Source organism: Candidatus Hinthialibacter antarcticus (genome assembly GCA_030765645.1).
In the GTDB taxonomy this organism is placed as follows: Bacteria; Hinthialibacterota; Hinthialibacteria; order Hinthialibacterales; family Hinthialibacteraceae; genus Hinthialibacter; species Hinthialibacter antarcticus.
Genome location: JAVCCE010000015.1, coordinates 38,318 through 54,976 on the forward strand (window position 1 = coordinate 38,318; position 16,659 = coordinate 54,976).

Sequence of the window (16,659 nt, forward strand, 5' to 3'; positions counted from 1 at the left end):
TGTTGAAGAGGAGACGCAGCATGAACACAAAAACGAAACAGAAACAACGACGCCGCGCCCAAAGCGGCTTTACCCTGGTGGAGATGTTGTTGGTGCTGGTGATTCTGGCGACCTTGGCGGCCATCGTCGTGCCCAAATTCGCCGGGCGATCCGAACAAGCCAAAGTCACCGCCGCCCTGACTCAGATCAAAAATCTCGAAATGGCGCTGGCCGCGTTTGAGGTCGACAACGGCTTTTATCCCAAAGGCAGCGGCGGGCTTGAAGACCTGGTCGAACCGCCCAACAACGCCAACGACTGGCGCGGGCCGTATATCGACGACGTGCCCATCGACCCGTGGGGCAACGAATATGCGTATACCTATCCCGGCAAACATAACACGCGCGGGTTCGACATCCTTTCGATGGGGCCGGACGGACGCAGCGGCGGCGATGATGACATTAACAATTGGACGAAAAAGAAATAACCGGAGCGCCGCGCAAGGCTTCACCCTGATCGAGATGATCTTGGTGATGGGCCTGTTGACCATCATTGCTCTGATTTCAGCGCCGTCATTATCGCGCTTTTTTCGCGGCAACGAGATGCTCGATGAAGCCCGCCAGTTCTTAGCGCTGACCCGCTACGCCCGCGCGCAAGCGGTTTCGACCGGCGTCCCGATGCTTATGTGGATCGACTCTCCGCGCCAGGAATACGGCCTGAGACCACAGCCGGGCTATGAATTAGAGACCGACGAGAACATCGGCTTTGAATTGCCGGACGATATTGAATTTGAACTGTATCCCATAAACACCGACAAAGACGGCATGAATTATTTTGTGTTCGACGCCGAGGGCGGCATCGATGCGCAAAATGTAAAATTACTTCACTTTCAACGCAGCAACGAAAAAAACGAAGACGGAATCATCATCGTACAATCGTTGTTGCGCCCGGAATTTGAGATCGTGGATGAAGATGATGCGGATTTATCGTACTACATCCAATAAAGCGCGGCGACGCGGCGTTCTATCTAGTAAGCGCGGGCAACGCGGCTTTACGTTTCCTGAGGTGTTGGCGGCGATGCTGTTCACCGCCATTGTGATTCCCACCGCGTTGCAGGGAATATCCATCGCCCACCGCGCGTCGGTCTATTCGCAGCGCCAAGCGGTCGCCGTACGTCTGGCGGAACAAGTGATGAACGAAACCATCATCAACCAGGACTGGCAGACGGGACGCAATGAGGGGAGTTTTGAAAACGAACACCCCTTCTTTCATTGGAAAATGACATCTGAAACCTGGCAACAAGACGACATGACGGAACTCACGGTGTACGTGTTTTTTCCATTACAAGGCCAAGAGCGTTTCATACAGCTCAGCGCCTTAGTCAGCGACGACGAATTGAATGAAGAGAGTTAAGCGGAACATACCCGGCGAAAGAGGGTTCACCCTGATCGAGTTGCTGTCGGCGACGGCGATCTCGGCGATCTTAATCATTTCGCTGAATACCGTTCTCTATAACGCATTCAACATGCGCGACCGCTCCTATGAATCCGTCTCCCGCACCAGCGCGCAACAATACGCCGTCAGCGTGATGAAGCGCGACCTCAAACAGATGCTCCCGCCCAGCGAAGCCCTCGAAAGCGAGATCATCGGCGAAGACATTGGCGGGCGCGACATGCCTATTTCTCAATTGGAGTTCTATACAACCTCCGGCGCGTTCGACTCGTCTCAACCTTGGAGCGACGTCCAACGGGTGGAATACACTCTCAAAGAAATCCCCGCGATGTACGAAAGCGGAGTCGGCCCAGAAGACAGTTTGTACCTAGTCCGCTCGATTGAACAAAACGTGCTCGCGCAAACCGATGACGAGCCTCCCGTCCAGGCGTTGCTGGCTGACGTGCGCGGCTTCATGGTCTCATATTACGACGGCGAATCGTGGAGCGAAACGTGGGACAGCAGCGAAATGGCGGAAGACGACGAGGAAACGGCGTTGTTGCCGCAAGCGGTCCGCGTACAACTAATACTTGCAAAACCAAGCGATGAAGCTGCGGTCGATGTCAATCTAAAACAACAGCCGCTCGAACAAATTGAGTTCCTCGTCCCGATCACCATGCAATCCATCACTCAGCCCGAAGAGGACGAAGAGACCGCAGAGACTGCATCCAGCGACGGAGAAAACAACAACCCCAACAGCGAAAATAACAACGACGGGCAAAGCGGAGGAACGCAACGATGAAGCGCTCCTCGATTTCTCATCGCATAAAACGTAATCACAACGCGCAATCGGGCGCGGTATTAATTATCGTATTATGGATCGCAGCCGGGCTGGTGACTGTCGCCTTGCTGTTTGGTCAGTCAATGATGTTTGAGTATCGCATTTCAGAAAATTCCAAAGCGGGCGCCCAGGCCGAATTCGCCGTCGAAAGCGCGGCGCGATACGCGACCCATATTTTAGAGAACCTTGAAACAAGCGGCTCGGTTCCTGATGAAGACGAATATTACCCCGAGGCGGTACAGATCGGCGAATCCCTGTTGTGGATGATCGGGCGCAACCATCAGGATTCGACCGATAGCATTCCTGAATTTGGATTGATTGACGAAGGCTCCAAGTTAAACATCAACACCGCGACGGTGGAAATGTTAGAGGCCCTCCCGGGCATGACCGAACAATTCGCCGCCGCCATCATCGACTGGCGCGACGAAGACGACGAGGTCACGGAGAACGGCGCCGAGGCCGATGCGTATGCGATGTTGAATCCATCCTACCAATGCAAAAACGCCCCGTTTGAAACGGTGTTTGAATTACGCATGGTCTATCAGGCCGACGACGATGTATTGTTTGGCGAAGACGCCAACCTGAATGGCTTACTCGACCCCAACGAAAGCGACGGCGATATTTCTCTGCCCAGCGACAACCGCGACGGCGCGCTCGACGCAGGCCTGTTTGAATACGTCACCGTCTACAGCCGCGTTCCCAACACCAATAGCGAAGGCGAAGCGCGGGTCAACATTAACGGCGACGACGACCAAGCCTTGACCACGCTGTTCACTGAAACCTTCGGCTCTGAACGGGGCGGTCAAATCACGACGTCGCAAGGTCAGGGACAAGACGACTTTACCAGCCTGTTGCAGTTCTACATGGTCAGCGGTCTCAGCGAAGAAGAGTTCGCACAAATCGAAACGGAAATCTCCATCAGCGACGACGAATATCAACCGGGCCTCATCAACGTCAACACCGCCAGCGCAATCGTCTTGGCGTGCGTCCCCGGCATTGATGAATCCCAGGCGCAAGAAATCGCCTCGCAACAAGCAGACCATCTCGAAGACAATTCCGTCGCCTGGGTCAAAGATATTTTAGGCGACGAAAACACCATCCAAGCCGGGCCGTATCTGACCGGGCAATCGTATCAGTTCACCGTTGACGCGGCGGCGGTGGGGCGTCATGGCCGGGGGTTCCGGCGTACGCGCTTCGTCATCGACCTCAGCGAGGGAGAAGCAAAAATCGTCTATCGCCGCGACTTGAGCGGAATGGGTTGGGCGCTGGGCGAACGCCTGCGCCGCGATCTCATGCAATGGAAGGAGTCAGCGCTGTGATTGGTTCGCAGTCATCGGTATATAAATCTATCATCGGCATCGAATTTGAGCGCGAATCGGTCAAAGCGGTTTCTGCGGTTAAAAACGGGCATGGATTAAAAATCAAAAAAACGCTCAGTGCCCCCATCGAAGCCGATTGGCTTTTGTCGAATCCCGACCGATTGGGCGAAGAAATTCGCGCACAATTCGCCCAAGTGGGCATTCAAGAATCGCATTGCATGATCTGCCTGCCGCTGCAATGGATTTTGAAACACCGTATCGAAGTCCCCGACTTGTCCCCCGAGGATTTACAAAATTACATCCGCCTGCAAGCCGAGCGCGCGTTTCCCTTCCCGCTCGATGAGTTGTCGCTCTCAACCACCTGGTATCAAACCAGCGACGGCAAGCGCTTTGCGTCGATTGCGGCCGTGCGTTTGTCGCACATTGAAACGCTGCGCGCCGTTTGCAAAAAAGCCAAACTCACGCCGGTGAGTTTCACCATCGGGCTGCCGCCGGATTCAAAAGACGCCCAATGCGAAAACGCCGTGTTCCTTAAAAAGCGAGAAGACGGCATTGATTGCCAGATCATCCGCCAAGGCAAAATGATCGGCTTTCGTTTTCTTGAAACCAACTGGACGCATGATTTACAAGACGCCGTCCCCGCGCTGTTTCGCGACATTCGCGTAACCCTCAGCGAACTTCCGCTTTCAGTGCAAACCGCAATCCGCACTCTCGTGATCTGCGGCCCGCAAGAATGGGTCGACGATTTCAGCCGCCATGCGGCCCCGTTTGCGGATGCAATGAACATGCGCCGGCTTCAGTTCAACACGCTGCCGCAGCAGCCGGCGGTGATGAACGGCGACGCCTATTGGATCAGCCCCATCTATCAAGCGGCTAACCAATTCGTCCGTGACAAAAAAGCCCAGATCGAGTTTCTTCCGCCCAAAGTGAACCGGCTCAAACAATGGGCGTCAAAAATTTCTTCGCGCGGCAGCCTGCTCGCGGGCGCGTCAGTCTCAATCGTGCTGGTTGTCGTCATCGCCGCGCTGCTTTATCAGCATTTCACCTGGTCGGGCCTGAATTCCCGTTGGGAGAAAATCCGCGACCAGGTAGATGAAGTCAGCCTCATTCAAAACAACGTCAGGCAATTTCGCCCGTGGTTTGACGAATCGCTGCCGGTCTTATCGAGCATTCAGAGCCTGGTCGAAGCGTTCCCTGAAGAAGGCAGCGTATGGGTGAAGATCATTGAGATCGACGGAAACCAGGCGATTTCCTGTTCCGGCTTCACCCGCGACAATCGGGCGCTTTCAGAAATGCTGAACCGCTTATATCAAGACGAGCGCATCCAAAACTTAAATCTCGAACAACGGCTCGGCGAAGCGCCTACTACATTCACCTTTAAATTTCAGTGGATCGGCAACTAAACCATGAACAGCGAAAACAGACAACGAACGTTAGTGATCGCCGCCATACTTTGCTTTGCGTTGTTCGCGGGCGACAAACTCATCGCGTCTCCATTGATCGCCTACTGGCAAGAGACCGCCGAAGACGTTGCGGCGTTGCGTCAGTCGCTTGCGGAAGGCGAACTGTTGCTTTCGCGCGAAGGGTCGCTGCGCAACCGCTGGCACATAATGCAGCGCGACGCCTTGCCCGCCGACAAGCCGCAAGCGGAAAGCCTCGTTCTGCAAGCGGTCGACCATTGGGTCAATGAAAGCGGCGTCAACATTCTTTCATTCAAGCCGCAATGGAAAGACCAGGACGATACCTATTTCACATTAGAATGCCGCGCATCGCTGCAAGGCCCGATTCGCTCCATCACTCATTTTTTACATCAACTCGAGAGCGACCCCTTGTCGCTCAAAGTGGAAGACATCGATCTCATCGCCCGCGATGAGACGGGAAACGAACTCACTCTGACCGTTGTGTTCAGCGGTCTTCAATTTAAACCGGATACAGACGATGAATAATACAAAAACGCACCCGCTTCCTTCATTCGCCTCCGTCGCGCTCCTTCTTTTTTTGGGAACGCTGCTCGCGGCGCCATGCTTCAGTCAGGAAAGTTCCAACGAAGAGACAAACGAACTTTCGACGTTCCGCCTGATCTATGAACGCAACATCTTCAATCCAAACCGGGAAAAGGAAATTGAACAACCGGTGGTTGAAGTAAAACCGCAGGCGGATGAAATTTCGCTGGTCGGAACCCTTGTCACCGAGACCCAGCGCTTCGCCTTTTTCGACGGCTCGTCTTCGAGTTACCGCCGCGTACTGACCGTCGGCGCAGAAATCGGCGGCGGCGTCATCCAGGCCATTGAAATCTCAAGCCTTCATCTTCGTTTCGGCGATGAAGAGATGGTCCTCCCCGTCGGCAAAGGGCTGGCGAGAGAAGAAGGACAACCGTGGCGCCTGCAAGACGCCCCGCGCCGGGTGGAACTCAAACCCAAAAATGACGGCCCAAAAGAACAACCCACACCAGCCACCGACCTGTTGCGCAGACTCATGGAAAAACGAAATCAGGAGCAAAGCCAATGAAAGCCGCAACCCTAAGCCTCATGTTGACGACCTTGCTTTTTATACAACAAACTTCGTTCGCTCAGGAGGAGGCGCCCAAGCCAACGCCAAACGGCGACAATGAAATCCTCTTGAATTTTCGCGGGGCCAGCCTGGACGCGGTGCTCGACTACCTCAGCGAAATCGCCGGGTTCGTGATCGTCAAACAAACAGACGTCTCAGGCCAAATTGACGTCTGGAGCCGCCAGCCCTTAAGCCAGGACGAAGCGATCAACCTGCTAAACACCGTGTTGCATGAAAAAGGCTACGCCGCCATCCGCAACGGGCGCATCCTCACCATCGTCGACCGGGACGACGCCATTAAAAAAGACATCCCGGTCAAGACGGGCAACAACCCCGATCTGGTACCCAAAACCGACGAAATGATTACGCAAATCATTCCCGTCCGTTACACAGACGCGCTTGCGCTCATCGACAACCTATCGCCGCTGTTGGCTGATTACGCAACCATGACCGCCAACGAAAGCAGCAACGCCGTCATCATCACCGACACTCAAGCGAACATCCATCGCATGATGGCGATCATCCGCGCTCTCGACACGTCGATCTCCGGCATCTCAGCGATTAATGTTTATCCGCTGCAATACACCGATGCGGCCGAACTCGCCGACATTGTCAATCAACTATTTGAAGTCGAAGATTCCGACAACAACCGCGGACGCGGCGGCGGCGGCCCCGGCGGGTTCTTTGGCCGAGGCGGCCCGCGGGGCGGCGATGAAGAACAAAGCGACAGCGAAGCCCGCAAAGCAGCGTCTCGCGTAGTGGCGGTCGCCGACGAAAACACCAACGCCCTCATCGTCAGCGCGCCCGAAGAATACATGGCGACGATTTCAGAACTCATCCGCCAGGTTGACACGGCGGTCTCCGATCTCACCGAGATTCAGGTGTTCCGCCTCGAATACGCCGACGCCTATGAAATGGCTGAACAGATCGAAGAACTCTTCCCTGACGACTCGAGTCAAGACCAAAATGCGGCCGCGCCCCGTTTTGGGCCAGGAGCATTCTTCGGACGAGGCGGCGGTGGGCCGCAGCAATCGCAACAAGACAACAGCGAGCGCCAGTTGCAACAAGCCACCGTACGCAGCGTCGCCGATCCGCGCACCAATTCGGTCGTCGTGTTCGCCGCGCAAGAAACCATGCAGCAAATCGAACAGATGATCAAACGCCTGGATTCAGACACCTCAAAAAAACAACGCGTGTTCGTCTATCGGCTTGAGTTCGCGGATGTGGACAACGTCGCTGAAATTCTGCGCAATATTTTTGAATCGCAAAACACCAACATCAACCGGACGGCGGACACCAACCAAAACACGCTGTCCAACCGCTCCGTCAATCTCGATACCGGCGCAACCCAGCGGTTTAATTAAAGAAGGACAAAGGTTGAACTCATGAAAAGAATATTCGCACTCGCAACCCTACTGGCCCTGATCGCGATAGCGCTGCCCGCCGATGCGCAACGGAACTTTAATTTCAATCAGACGCAGAATTCGTCTAGTAGTTCCAGCTCGCAGCGCACTTATTACTCAAACGGCATGATCGGCGAAGCCATCATCGAAGCCGACCGCGACTCCCGCTCGATCATCGTCATCACCGACGATTACACCAACGAGCACATCAAAGCCATCATCGAAAACCTCGACCGCCCCGTGCAACAGGTGTTAATCAAGGTCTTGTTCGTCGAGGTCACCTACCGCGACGATTATGATTTTGGTATCGAAGGTTCGATCGACATCAATAACGACCGCTCCGGGTCCAATGTATTCGACACCGCGTTCGGCGTTGCAGCCGAATCAGCGGGCGGCTTCTATCGTCTGCTTGAGAGCGACCTGTCTGTCACCATGCGCGCTATCGCCGAAGTCGGCAAAACCGAAGTCCTTTCGCGCCCTTCCATCCTCACCCGCAACAATCAGGAAGCGGTCATCACCGTCGGCCAGGAAGTGCCCTTCATCACCAGCAGCCAGACCACCGACCAGGGCAACACCATCAACGTCATTGAATATGAAGACATCGGAATCATCCTGCGCGTGACGCCGTTCATCACCAAAGACGGCTTGGTTGAGATGATCCTGGCGCCCGAAATTTCAACGATCACTGACGAGACGGTTCCCATTTCTGAAACCGTCAATTCGCCGGTGTTCGCCAAACGCTCCGCCGACACCGTCGTCGTCACCCCCAATGGACAGACCGTTGTTATCGGCGGCATGATGGAAGACAACAATATCGAAGTAGAAAGCAAAATCCCCATTTTGGGCGACATCCCTCTTTTGGGGTCTATTTTTCGCCGCACCCAAAATAATAAATCCAAAACGGAGTTGTTAATCTTCCTGACGCCGTATGTGATGGAAGGCCCGGAGAAACTGATCGAGCGCACCACCATTGAACGCAACGAATCCGAGTTGCTGCCCAAAGCATTCACTCCGAAGCAATTTGAACAATACCTGGGACAACCACAAGCCCCCTCAACGGTAGAGTCCGCTCCCGGCGAGGCGCCAACAGAAACCTCGTCTGAGCAGAGTGAAACACGCACGCGCTCATCAAACAGCAAGGGGCGCCCGTTCTAAATCTGGCAGTTCAAAAGAAAGACGCCGGCCTCATTTCTTAATTCGACAAGTGAATTACAGAATGAGGCCGTTTTTTTGATATTGGAGGCTGAATTCTTTCCATCTTGTAGCAGACTCGTTATTTTGTGTTAAAATGCGTAAAATACTTGTATGTATGGTTTTTGAATATTACTAATCGATGGTTGAGGTTTATACAAGAATAACAGGTTGTTCAATATTTTTATGTATAGGCTCGTTTGTTTTTTATATGTTGCTCTAATTCTATTGACCTGCGCCGATACATTTGCGCATCGTTTAACCTTTGAACATAAATTTCAGCATATCACCACCAATAACGGCCTCCAACAAAACTACATTTCGCGGATTCTACAAGATCACAAAGGTTATATGTGGTTTAGTTCGCAATTGGGAATCTGCCGCTATGACGGCTATGAGTTCCTCACATTTACCAGCGATAAAGACAGCCCGATCCAACTCATTGCTGACCATGTAAACATCATGCTCGAAGACGACCACAACAATTTGTGGGCCGGAACAGCAAAAGGCCTGACGCGGCTCAATGCCCAACGAGACCTCGGTTCACATTTCCAGCATGATCCTGATGACGAATCATCCCTGTCAAGCAACGCCGTTTATTGTATGACCCAAGATCAATTCGGTCGGTTATGGGTGGGTACCTCAAAAGGCTTCGACCTGTTCGATTATGAAACTGAAACCTTTACGCGGTTCCCGGTCAAAGCCCAAGACGACACTGGCGCCATTGCATGCGCATCAGCCATTTATTCTGGCGAAGAAAACTCCATTTGGCTGGGAACCATAGGCCGCGGCGTCATTCATTATCAGTTAGACACTGGCGAAGAGACCATTTATGAACCCGCCAATACCAATCTTACCTCCGACGTCATCCGCTGCATCGTCCCCGCCGCTGATGGAGGCCTTTGGGTGGGAATCTGGGAAGGCGGACTCGCCTATCTCGACCCGGACCTACATCAGTTCCAAGTCTATTTGCCCGATCCTGAAAATCCACACTCGATCTCAAGCCAAACCGTTACGTCGGTTTTTGAAGATGCAATGGGTTTGGTCTGGGTCACGACATGGGACGGATTAAATTTCTTTGATCCCAAGACAAAAGAATTTTCTCATGAAGTGCATGACCCAAAAAACCCTTTTAGCATCAGCAGCAACATTCTCTCCCAAGTATATCAAGACGCTTCCGGTTCAATGTGGATCGGAACCTTTGAGACGGGGCTTAACCGCTATGACCCGTTGCAATACCAATTCGACTCGATCCACAGCAACCCGTTTTCTGAAAACAGCCTCCCCTCTGATTCTTTATATGCCGTTTGTGGAGATCAAGAGGACCAACTGTGGATAGGAACTTACAACGGACTCAGCGTTTACGATTCCAACACTGAAATATTTGAGACATTTCAACACAATCCAAACGACCCAAAAAGCCTCAGCCATAATATAATCACAGCCTTGACGGAAGACCCAAGCGGACGCATCTGGATCGGAACCTGGACGAAAGGCTTAAACCACTACGACCCCGCCGCCAAGACGTTTACTCGCTATCCCTACACCGACGATGACCATAACAATGCTTCCGATAGCGTCTTAAACAATAATATTGTACGGGCGATTTTGGCGGTTGACGATCACTCGATTTGGGTAGGAACAGAAAAAGGCGGCATTAACATTCTCGACCCAGAGACATCCATGTTTCGTTATTACCGCCACGACCCAAACGATCAAACCTCCATTAGCGGGAACGACATCCGAACAATCTACCAGGATTCGAAAGGCCGGATATGGGTCGGCTCCTTCAACTACGGGCTTAACCTTTACCAGCCGGAACAAAACAATTTTCAGCGCTACCCGTATGACGACGAAACTCAAAATTCACTCAATGGAAACAGAATCAATTGTATATTGGAAGGAAACCAGGGGTTGATTTGGATCGGGACCAATAAAGGGCTGAACTCGTTCGATCCCTCATCAAACCAATTCACGTTTTATGATGCGCCCGACCAAAATATCAAAGCGATATTACAGGCGGAAAACGGCGCATTGTGGTTCAGTACAGACACCGGCATCGCTTGTTTTCACATCGAGAAAGAAAACTTTATCTTTTTTGACGACCATGACGGCATTTACTGCTCTCCCTTTCGCCAAAATGTCGCCAGCGTAATTGATGAGCAGATGTTTGTGTTTGGCGGTTCCGGCGGTTTAGTCAAATTTGATCCCGCATTGATCGCGATTAATACGTATGCGCCGCCCATCGTAATCAATTCGTTGTCTGTGTTGAATCGAAAGTATGGTTTAAGCCAAACCAACCCACGAGGCGAAATCGAACTCGACTTTACTCAAAACTCTGTCTCCTTCCAATTTGCGGCGCTCAATTACACCAATACCGCACAAAACCGATATCGCTATCGGCTAAATGGGTACGAATCCAACTGGAACGAAACCGACGCAAGCAACCGGTCAATTCAATACACCAATTTGCCGCCGGGCGATTATAAATTTGAGGTAATGGGTTCAAACAATGATGGAGTATGGAACCCCAAACCCGCAATGTTATCCATTGCAATTCATCCTGATATATGGCACAGCTCCTGGTTTCGCTCATTCCTCATATTTGCCTTCATCGCAATTGCCGTCATCATCTATCGCCTCAGCGTCGAACGCGCCGCCGCCCTCAATGCAGAGCGCCTCAAAACAGAATTCCTCGCCAATATGAGCCATGAAATCCGTACGCCGATCAATGGTATTATCGGCATGAACGAACTATTGCTCGGGACGGAACTGTCCCCGCGTCAACGGGGATACTTAGAACATTCTGAAAACTCCGCAAACCACTTGCTCAACCTGATTAATGAAGTGCTCGACTTGTCGAAAATAGATTCCGGCCAACTCAAGATGTCTCCCATTGAGCTTGATTTCCGCGAACAATTATACGAAGCCGTCTACTCCATTTCCGAAAAAGCGCATGAAAAAGGCATCGAACTTCTCTGCCACGTCTCGCCCGATGTCCCCGCGATTCTTATCGGCGACGAACTGCGCTTTAAGCAAGTGGTTCTCAACTTGATTGGCAATGCGATCAAATTCACCGACGACGGCGAGGTGGAATGCGACGTCTCCGTCGTCCATCAACACAACAGCGAGATCATGCTGCAATTCAAAATACGCGACACCGGCATTGGCGTCCCGGTTGAAAAACAGAACACCGTCTTCAATCTTTTCCATCAAGCCGACGCCACCACCACCCGCCAATATGGAGGCACAGGTTTAGGGTTAAACATTTCAATGAAAATCATTGAGATGATGAATGGAAAAATTTGGATTGACAGCCCCTATCTTGAGCGCTCAAAAAATGTCACTGGCGGGCCGGGATCGGCGTTTTTCTTCACGGCAAAATTCGGCGTCGCCGAAAACCAAATCGTTCCCGTTTTGTCTGATCCAGCCAACTGGGTGAATTTACGGATTTTGATCGTTGATGACAATTCAACCAATCTGTTAATTCTTCGGGACATGGTCAAAAATTCCTGGAAAATGATCCCCCACCTTGCCCTGAACACCGAGCAGGCCGATCAAATACTGGCGGAATACGCCATGCATGAAAACCCCATCCGCGTCGCAATCATTGATGGGCTGATGCCAAATGAAAACGGCCTTTCGTTAGCAAAACGGGTCCGGCAACACCCCAGTTATTCTTCAATCAAAATCGTCTTGCTTTCTTCCATCGAAAGCCACTATTTGCCGAACCATCAAAACCGGAAATTCGTAGACGGCATGTTGCTCAAACCCGTCAAACAAAGCGACCTGTATAATTCGCTCAGCAAAATCATCGACCATACCCCGACCCAAAAATCAAAAGAGCCGAAAGAAGAAAGCGCCGTCAAACCGTTTACCAAATCACTCAATATTCTTTTGGTTGAAGATGACGAGGTCAACCAATTGGTCACCATCAAGCGCCTTCAGTTAATGGGGCATACTGTTCAAATCGCCGCCAATGGCCAGCAAGCGGTCAATAAACACCTTCGCGAAACATTCGACGTGATCCTGATGGACTTACACATGCCGGTGATGGATGGAGTGGAGGCGACCATCGCCATACGCAATCGCGAATTAGACACGCAGAAACACACGCCCATCATCGCAATGTCAGCGGCTGTCATGCAAGAAGACCGCGACCGCTGCGTCGAATCAGGAATGGACGGATTTATCGCCAAGCCCGTCCGCTCAGAAATTTTACACAAAAAATTTCACGAAATGTTTGGATAAAGCGCATCACAACCACGCGCCGAACCACAATAAATTTCTACATCCAACACCCAACGCCGCATCCTGTCCTCAGAGCGAAAAAAACCGTATTTACAATTCAGCGTAAAATCATTATATTCTATATAAGGCTCATCATCACGCGTGTACATCTTAGAAAGAGAGAAGCCTCATGGACCGCAGAAAAGTCTTAATTGGCGCCGCAACAGGTCTCACCGCCGCCGCTTCAGGCGTATTGATATTGACCAAAGGGTTCACTCCGCCGGATGTTCCACAAAAAGAACCATCACGGATTGCTTTAAGCGCAGACGCCCAACAACCAGGCGCTTGGTCGTATCACGCGCTTGACGCAGCCGCAACAGGCGAATTGGCTTATCAGATGTACGCAGGCGGCGGGTGCATGTACGCCTCGTTCGGCAGCATCATCACCCAATTGGCGCAGCAATACGGCCAGCCCTACGCTTCTTTTCCTTATGAAATGATGAAGTACGGCTCTTCGGGAATCGGCGAATTCGGCTCGGTGTGCGGCGCATTGAACGGCACAGCCGCCGCAGTCGGATTGTTTGTAGAGAACAAAGGCCACCGCAACGCCATCATTGAAGAATTTTTTAGCTGGTATGAAAAAACCGCTCTGCCTGTTTTTGAGCCGAAAGACGCAAAAGAAAAAACCGTCGTGACCGTTTCAAATTCCGTCCTCTGCCACGCATCAACCGCGACATGGTCTAAGGCGTCCGGCAAGCGCACCGACAGCAAAGAACGCACCGAACGCTGCAGCCGCTTAACGGCGGACGTAACCCAAAAAGCGGTCGGCCTGTTGAACCAGTATGTCGAAGGCGGTTTTGAACACTCACCGGCAATCAACATCGACGCCGCAGGCTGCATTCAGTGCCACGGCAAACCGGGCAAACTCGGCAACATCAAAGGCAAGATGAATTGCACGTCATGCCATGAGACCTCGACGGCGCACACACTCTTCGCCGACGCGCATTACAAATTCATGCCCGAAAAAAGCGAATAGCCGCGCTTATTCACCCCGGCCTTGTAGACCCAGTTCTTCGGCGTGAGGTTTGAGCGCATCAATTACAAATTGAATGTGCTCCCCCATCTCGACGCCGAGTTGCTCGGCGCCCAGGCGCACTTCGTCGCGATTGACTTTGGCGGCGAAACTCTTGTCTTTTAATTTTTTCTTGACGCTTTTCGGCGCCAGGGTGTGAATGCCGTCGGGTCGCACGAAACAGCACGCGCCGACGAAGCCAGTCAGCTCGTCGCAGGCCAGCAGGGCTTTGTCCATCGCGCTTTCGCAGGCCACGCCCCATTGGGTATAGTGGCAGGCGATGGCGTGGGCCATGTCTTCTTCGCCGCGCTCGCGCAGCCATGCCATGATGCGCTTGGGGTGGTCTTCGGGCCATTGTTCATAGTCGGCGTCATGCAGCAGCCCGGTCACACCCCACAGTTCGGCGTCGCTCTCGCCGCCGCCGTATTTCACCGCCGCCGCCCGCATCACCACTTCCACCGAACGCGCATGAATGCGCAGCGCCTCGCCCGGCGTCCATTCACATAACAAATTCCAAGCTGTCTCGCGATCAATCACCATTTGCTTCACCTTAGCGTGTTTCGAGTAGATGTTTCATTGTTGAGATAGAGATTACAAACCGGTTCTGCGTCCCTTTTAATCTCATAAAACCAAATCCTTCGTAATAGGAAACCACATTTTCATTAAGCGCATCAACAACAATACCCAGAATGCCGACTGTCTCGGCTGCATTCAGAGTTGTTTTGAACGCATGAAAGATAAGAGCGTCTCCATAGCCCTTGCCCTGAAAGTTATGATCGACCGCCAATCGTCCAAGCAAAAGAAATGGCAAGTCGTTATATGGACCAATTTTTTGGTTTTCAGGAAGGTTTTCTCTTGAGACAGAATGAGCGCATATAGAATAATAGCCAATTATGGTTGGACCATCGGATAGTACATACACTTTAGTCAGGCTTCTCACCTGGTCCTGATTGGCAAATTGTTGGATATATAAATTAAGTTCTTTAACGCCGCAATCAAATGATTTGCGGTCATGAAATTTTGGACTCAGAGGTTCAAATTTCATGTTCTGAAGTGATCTCTTGATATTTCAGGGCTGCCTTTTTAAAGCGGTCTGTCGCTTCGGGAGGATTTTCGACCAACTGGAAGAACTGTTGCCAGTCATCGGCGCTAAACCGGGTTTGTTCATGCTCGGCAATCACCGCTTCGGCCATCCGTCTAACGCTGTGGCGGATAAATTTGCTTTTATCTAAATGCAAAAATTCTCTCGCCCGTTCCATCAGATCGAGCGTTATCGAATCCATGCGAACTTTTAACGTATCATCATTTCTAATATTCATTGCCTCATTTTACCTCCTTTCAACAGACACAATTATACCCACATTTGCACCCACAAACAACTATTTATGCAGTTCGATTGTCTTGCATGAACAATCGAAGCATCAAAACCCAAACAGTTGTCTATAGTCTTCTTCAGCGTAGCGGTCGGTCATGCCAGAGATGTAATCCGACGCGCAGCGTTCAAGACCATAGTGTTCAATCCGAGCCTGATAGGCTTCCGGCATTTGTCCGGGATGCTCGGTGTAATGCTCAAACAAGCGTTGGATAATCAAACGACAGCGCGAGTTTGAGCGCAGTACCTGCGGGTGGCGGTATAAGTGATCGAACAGAAACTTGCGCGACGCCTGCACATGCTGCTGCATCCCGGCGCTGAACCCGACCAGACCGTCTTTGACTTCGCCTGTATGTTGGTTCAGCCGCCGCATGGTTTCTTCGGCGAGGTCGGTCACCTGACAATTGATGAGATGCAAAATCAGCGGATAGCGCCGCCGTTTGCCGCGCCATTCAGCCACCTGGTCGCGCACCTGCTCCGCCGCCTCGCGCCACAGCGGCACCGTCATCACGTCGTCGGGATGCAACAAGCCCGAATCAATGCCGTCGTCGAGGTCGTGGCTGCAATACGATATTTCATCCGCCGCGTCAACCACCTGCGCTTCGACGCAAGGTGCGCCTTCCAGCCCCTGCCCCATACCGCGATAGGGCGTGTGGCTCTTGAGAATGCCGCGCCGCGATTCTTTGGTCAGGTTCAGCCCGGGAAACTGCGGGTAGCGCACCTCAAGATAATCGACGATGCACAGCGCCTGGGCGTTGTGTTCAAACCCGCCGGATTCATCCGCCAAATCATTCAATATGCGCTCGCCCGCATGACCGAAGGGCGGATGGCCCAGGTCGTGCGCCAGGGCGATGGCCTCGCACAGGTCTTCATTGAGCGACAGCGCCCGCGCCAGCGTCCTCGCGATCTGCGCAACTTCGAGCGTATGGGTCAGCCGGGTGCGGTAATGGTCGCTAGCGTTGTTGATAAACACCTGGGTTTTGTATTCCAGACGGCGAAAGGCGCTGCTGTGAATGATGCGGTCGCGGTCGCGCTGGTAGCAGGTGCGGTAGGCGTGTTCTTCTTCATTATATATACGTCCACGCGAATCCGCCGCGCAGGCAGCGTAGGGCGCGAGGCGCTCGCGCTCTCCTTGTTCGAGCCGTTCCCGCGACATCAGCGAGGATGTTTCATTGGTCTTCGTCATTTTGACCTCAATATGGATTCATTTCATGGCATTTATCGCATAATCCCCCCGTCGTCTTCGACTGTACCCCCCTTATTAAGGGGGGTG

The 16,659-nt window shown here is 52.3% G+C and carries 16 protein-coding genes; 12 read left to right on the forward strand and 4 right to left on the reverse strand.

Annotated features, from left to right (window positions below):
• Positions 1 to 20 precede the first annotated feature (20 nt).
• The 12 genes from gspG (at position 21) to P9L94_04770 (ending at position 13,978) form a co-directional block, all read left to right on the forward strand.
• Positions 21 to 464, forward strand: a complete 444-nt coding sequence (gene gspG, locus P9L94_04715; protein MDP8243362.1) for a type II secretion system major pseudopilin GspG — start codon at positions 21 to 23, stop codon at positions 462 to 464.
• Complete coding sequence (locus P9L94_04720) at positions 430 to 981, forward strand: prepilin-type N-terminal cleavage/methylation domain-containing protein (GenBank protein MDP8243363.1); 552 nt, start codon at positions 430 to 432, stop codon at positions 979 to 981. The genes gspG and P9L94_04720 overlap by 35 nt, the downstream gene beginning before the upstream one ends.
• Positions 950 to 1,390, forward strand: coding sequence for a hypothetical protein (locus P9L94_04725; protein ID MDP8243364.1), 441 nt, complete (start codon positions 950 to 952; stop codon positions 1,388 to 1,390). Before P9L94_04720 ends, P9L94_04725 begins: the two co-directional genes overlap by 32 nt.
• Positions 1,377 to 2,210 carry a type II secretion system protein GspJ gene (locus tag P9L94_04730; GenBank protein MDP8243365.1) on the forward strand — a complete coding sequence of 278 codons (834 nt, stop codon included), beginning with the start codon at positions 1,377 to 1,379 and terminating at the stop codon, positions 2,208 to 2,210. The genes P9L94_04725 and P9L94_04730 overlap by 14 nt, the downstream gene beginning before the upstream one ends.
• Complete coding sequence (locus tag P9L94_04735; protein MDP8243366.1) at positions 2,207 to 3,568, forward strand: type II secretion system protein GspK; 1,362 nt, start codon at positions 2,207 to 2,209, stop codon at positions 3,566 to 3,568. The genes P9L94_04730 and P9L94_04735 overlap by 4 nt, the downstream gene beginning before the upstream one ends.
• Entirely contained in the window at positions 3,547 to 4,971 is a 1,425-nt protein-coding gene (gene pilM / locus P9L94_04740; GenBank protein MDP8243367.1) for a pilus assembly protein PilM, read from the forward strand. Before P9L94_04735 ends, pilM begins: the two co-directional genes overlap by 22 nt.
• Positions 4,972 to 4,974: 3 nt before the next feature.
• The gene (locus P9L94_04745) at positions 4,975 to 5,514 is read left to right on the forward strand and encodes a hypothetical protein (GenBank protein ID MDP8243368.1); all 540 of its coding nucleotides are present in this window, start codon (positions 4,975 to 4,977) and stop codon (positions 5,512 to 5,514) included.
• Positions 5,507 to 6,076, forward strand: coding sequence for a hypothetical protein (locus P9L94_04750; GenBank protein MDP8243369.1), 570 nt, complete (start codon positions 5,507 to 5,509; stop codon positions 6,074 to 6,076). Before P9L94_04745 ends, P9L94_04750 begins: the two co-directional genes overlap by 8 nt.
• Complete coding sequence (locus tag P9L94_04755) at positions 6,073 to 7,482, forward strand: secretin N-terminal domain-containing protein (GenBank protein MDP8243370.1); 1,410 nt, start codon at positions 6,073 to 6,075, stop codon at positions 7,480 to 7,482. The genes P9L94_04750 and P9L94_04755 overlap by 4 nt, the downstream gene beginning before the upstream one ends.
• Before the next feature lie 21 nt (positions 7,483 to 7,503).
• Complete coding sequence (locus tag P9L94_04760) at positions 7,504 to 8,676, forward strand: hypothetical protein (protein ID MDP8243371.1); 1,173 nt, start codon at positions 7,504 to 7,506, stop codon at positions 8,674 to 8,676.
• Between the two features lie 387 nt (positions 8,677 to 9,063).
• A complete protein-coding gene (locus P9L94_04765) occupies positions 9,064 to 12,963 on the forward strand; it encodes a two-component regulator propeller domain-containing protein (GenBank protein MDP8243372.1) in 3,900 nt (1,299 codons plus the stop codon).
• Between the two features lie 169 nt (positions 12,964 to 13,132).
• Positions 13,133 to 13,978 (forward strand): C-GCAxxG-C-C family protein, encoded by an 846-nt coding sequence (locus tag P9L94_04770; GenBank protein ID MDP8243373.1) that lies wholly within the window; start codon positions 13,133 to 13,135, stop codon positions 13,976 to 13,978.
• 6 nt (positions 13,979 to 13,984) lie between these two features.
• On the opposite strand, the gene P9L94_04775 is transcribed toward P9L94_04770, so the two are convergent.
• The 4 genes from P9L94_04775 to P9L94_04790 form a co-directional block, all read right to left on the reverse strand.
• On the reverse strand, positions 13,985 to 14,554 hold the full coding sequence (locus P9L94_04775; GenBank protein MDP8243374.1) for a hydrolase: 570 nt from the start codon (positions 14,552 to 14,554) through the stop codon (positions 13,985 to 13,987).
• A 10-nt stretch (positions 14,555 to 14,564) separates the two neighbouring features.
• Positions 14,565 to 15,059 carry a GNAT family N-acetyltransferase gene (locus P9L94_04780; GenBank protein MDP8243375.1) on the reverse strand — a complete coding sequence of 165 codons (495 nt, stop codon included), beginning with the start codon at positions 15,057 to 15,059 and terminating at the stop codon, positions 14,565 to 14,567.
• Positions 15,049 to 15,333: a DUF1778 domain-containing protein gene (locus P9L94_04785; protein ID MDP8243376.1), complete on the reverse strand. Its 285-nt coding sequence runs from the start codon at positions 15,331 to 15,333 to the stop codon at positions 15,049 to 15,051. The genes P9L94_04780 and P9L94_04785 overlap by 11 nt, the downstream gene beginning before the upstream one ends.
• 102 nt (positions 15,334 to 15,435) lie before the next feature.
• The gene (locus P9L94_04790) at positions 15,436 to 16,572 is read right to left on the reverse strand and encodes a deoxyguanosinetriphosphate triphosphohydrolase (protein MDP8243377.1); all 1,137 of its coding nucleotides are present in this window, start codon (positions 16,570 to 16,572) and stop codon (positions 15,436 to 15,438) included.
• Positions 16,573 to 16,659: the final 87 nt, after the last annotated feature.